Annotated in this window: 5 protein-coding genes; 4 read left to right on the top strand and 1 reads right to left on the bottom strand. The window is 59.8% G+C overall.

The features are described 5' to 3' along the window. The 3 genes from JMF90_RS31085 to JMF90_RS31075 all read left to right on the top strand — a co-directional run. Positions 1–241: YciI family protein (locus tag JMF90_RS31085; RefSeq protein ID WP_201325874.1), on the top strand; the 241-nt coding region annotated here is incomplete at its 5' end. A 3-nt stretch (positions 242–244) separates the two neighbouring features. After that, complete coding sequence (locus JMF90_RS31080) at positions 245–580, top strand: Rieske 2Fe-2S domain-containing protein (RefSeq protein ID WP_011694484.1); 336 nt, start codon at positions 245–247, stop codon at positions 578–580. Positions 581–772: 192 nt separating this feature from the next. After that, complete coding sequence (locus JMF90_RS31075; RefSeq protein ID WP_011694485.1) at positions 773–1,861, top strand: porin; 1,089 nt, start codon at positions 773–775, stop codon at positions 1,859–1,861. Positions 1,862–2,001: 140 nt separating this feature from the next. Here JMF90_RS31075 and JMF90_RS31070 read toward each other — a convergent pair whose 3' ends face one another. Beyond that, positions 2,002–2,253: a hypothetical protein gene (locus JMF90_RS31070; protein ID WP_011694486.1), complete on the bottom strand. Its 252-nt coding sequence runs from the start codon at positions 2,251–2,253 to the stop codon at positions 2,002–2,004. A gap of 96 nt (positions 2,254–2,349) precedes the next feature. On the opposite strand from JMF90_RS31070, the gene JMF90_RS40350 reads away from it, so the two are divergent. Further along, a partial coding sequence (locus JMF90_RS40350; RefSeq protein WP_236598063.1) for a hypothetical protein occupies positions 2,350–3,062 on the top strand: 713 nt, incomplete at its 3' end.

Below are 3,062 nucleotides of genomic sequence, written 5' to 3'. Positions count from 1 at the left end.
GATTCACCGGAGCTATCTGCGCTCGGCGGCCGAGCACGGCGTGTATGTGCGGCTCGGCGGCCCGACGCTGGACCCGCAAGGCGACGCGATGAACGGCACGCTGCTCGTCATCGAGGCGGACGATATCCATGCGGTGATGCGGTTCGTCGGCAACGACCCGTATGTGAAGGAGGGCCTGTTCTCGCACGTCGAGGTGCGTCCGTGGGACTGGAGCCTCGGCAATCCCGAGCAAAGGGTGTGAGCGATGGAAGCGAAACAGCTGTGCCGCGTGGCCGATGTGCCCGATGGTGGCGCGCGAGTCGTCGACGCAGCGTGTATCGGTCAGCCCATTATCGTGGTGCGGCGTGGCGCGCAGGTGTGGGCGTACGTGAATCGTTGCCCGCACTTTTCGGTGCCGCTCGATTTCGTGCCGGGCACTGTGTCCTGCTACCGGTCGCAGGTGTTGATGTGTGCGCATCACAGTGCGTTGTTCCGGTTCGATGACGGCGTGTGTATCGACGGGCCCTGCACGGGGGCCGGGCTGGAAACCGTGGCCGTCGAGGTGGATGCATCCGCGTGGATCGTCTTTCGGGGCGCTTGATTTCGCGGATTTGGAATGCTTGCGCGTCGATGCAGGTTCACTGGAAATTTTTCGAATTGATCAATCAGTAAAACTAATTTCTGGTGTTGATGTGACTGCCTGAATCAAGGCGATTTTCTACAAAGCAATGAGCGAACACCCGCCCCGCGACGGGTGACGGACTCGTATTTTCATAAAAAAGACGGAGACGACATGAAACTCAGGTTGGGTGTATTGGCGATGCTCGCCGTGGCACAAGGCGCGTGGGCGCAAAGCAGCGTGACGATGTTCGGGCTGATCGACTCCGGCATCACGTACGTCAGCAACGAGGGCGGCGGAAAGAACGTCAAGTTCGACGACGGCATATTCGCGCCCAACCTGTTCGGCCTGCGCGGTACCGAGGATCTCGGCGGCGGATATCGCGCGACGTTCGCGCTCGTGAACCAGTTCTCGATGGCGAACGGGAGCATCGTCGGGACCGGGATTTTCGGGCGCAACGCCTACGTGGGCATCGAGAGCGACCGGTTCGGCAGTATCACGCTGGGCAATCAGTACGACTTCATGGTGGATGCGCTCTTTTCAAGGGGCAACGCGATTTCGCGGGACATTTCCGGCTTGTACGGCTTTCGGAACGGCCCGTTCCAGCGTCTTGCGCTGCCGGGCAATCCGACCGGCGCGTTCGACTGGGACCGCACGGCCGGCAGCAAGCCGATCGCGAATTCGGTCAAGTACAGCTCGCCGACGGTCGCGGGTTTTTCTGGCGGCGTGATGTATGCGTTCGGCGGCGTGGCCGGCTCGGTCGGTGCGGACAACGCCGTCAGCGCCGGCGTGAACTACGAGCTGGGGGCTTTCGGCGTGGGCGCGGCCTATACGAACGAAAAGTACGGCCCGGCGCCGGGCGTGCCGTCGACCAGCGTGCGCAACTGGGGTGTCGGCATGCACTACGACTTTGGTGTCGTGACCGCGAAGGCGCTGATGACCACCGTGCGCAATTCGTTCAACGATGCGGGCGTGTGGATGGCCGAGGCAGGCGGCTTGTGGCGGATCAGGCCGGATATCGTGCTGGGCGCGAAATACATGTACATGAAGGGCAATGAAGCGGTGAACGACAACCATGCGCATCAGATCAGCGTCGCGCTTCAATACCTGTTGTCGAAGCGGACGATGGTGTATGTGTCGGCGGATTGTCAGCGCGCGAATGGCGGCGCGAATGCGCAGGTGAATGGCGTGCTGGACCCGAACGGGGCATCGAGTTCCGCGACTCAGGCGGTCGCGCGGATGGGGTTGCATACGGTGTTTTGACGGGGCGGCGGTGCCGCGCTTCAGATGCGCCGTGGTGCGTCGCGTATGCGACGCCTATCGTTGGGCGGATCAAACGGAAAACGGGCCAGGCGGCCCGTTTTCTTTTCGACTTTTACTGCGTTTGCGATTGCCATACTCGCTTACGCGAGACTCATGACGACGCCGTTGCTTGCGCCGAAGTAGTCCTTGACCACCCGTTTCGGCAAGGCCGTACGGGTCAGTTCCGACAGATTGCGCAGGAGAGGGACGTCGCCGCCGCTCGCCTGCAGCGTCATTCCGCCCAGGGCGAAACAGGCGACGGCGTCCTCCAGTGTGCCTTGCTTCATGATTTCGGTAATGCGATTGACATTTCCGCGCAATTTAATGCCTTCCGCGATGCCGAGTTTGCTCATATTTGCCTCTTTTTCTAGAGAAGGTTGGCCACGAGTGTGACTGGAGCGACTTTAGGCCATGGCGTCGTTTTCGAGCAGCCATGCTAAAGTGATTGCATGGTTGATAAACTGAAAGCGCGCACCGAGCCCCTGTTTGCTCGTATCCCGGTGAGTCTCAAGCGGAATCTGGTCGCGTCGGCGAAGGCGCGGGGAGCGAGCGTAGGGCAGGAGCTCGCGCGACTTCTCGAAGAACGTTTTGACTCGGGTCTGTCGGCGTCGTTACAGCGTCGGGTCGATGAGTTCGGGCAAGCTCAAAGGGCCGAGCGAGCAGTTTGGCTGGAGAAATACCAGATATTTCTGGAGGCGCATTTACTGGAATGTGTAACGGCGGCACAAAAGGGCGATATTTCCGCGCTCGTCAAGCTTGGTAATGATGTTCGAGCGGCTCGGAGAAATCGTCAACGTGGTCTTGCCGGGTTGAACTCCAGAATTGAAGCGCGAAAGCGCGAGTCGTTACAGGAACAGGCGGCAAAGGACGAAGTGGCGAGGGTTCGACAAAATTTCGCATTCGACACAGGTGGGCCTATCGAGGATTTTCAACTGCCTCCCGAGGAGCGTCGGCGGAGAAATCTGATCGCGCAGTTGGAAAAAATGCCGGTCGGTACTAAAAAGGATCTGGCTTTGCGGCTTGGATGGCGCTCCATGTCCCGCGTAAGTCATATATTGACGCCAAAAGGGAAGAAAGGGCATCGGCCGATTTCCGCCGCGCTCGCAAAGGAAATTGCAGAAATTCTCGAAATCGATGTCGAGGTACTAAACAAGATTGAGCG

Source organism: Burkholderia sp. E168m23 (genome assembly GCF_016586125.1).
In the GTDB taxonomy this organism is placed as follows: domain Bacteria; phylum Pseudomonadota; class Gammaproteobacteria; order Burkholderiales; family Burkholderiaceae; genus Burkholderia; species Burkholderia orbicola.
This window is presented reverse-complemented; position numbering and strand designations above follow the sequence as displayed.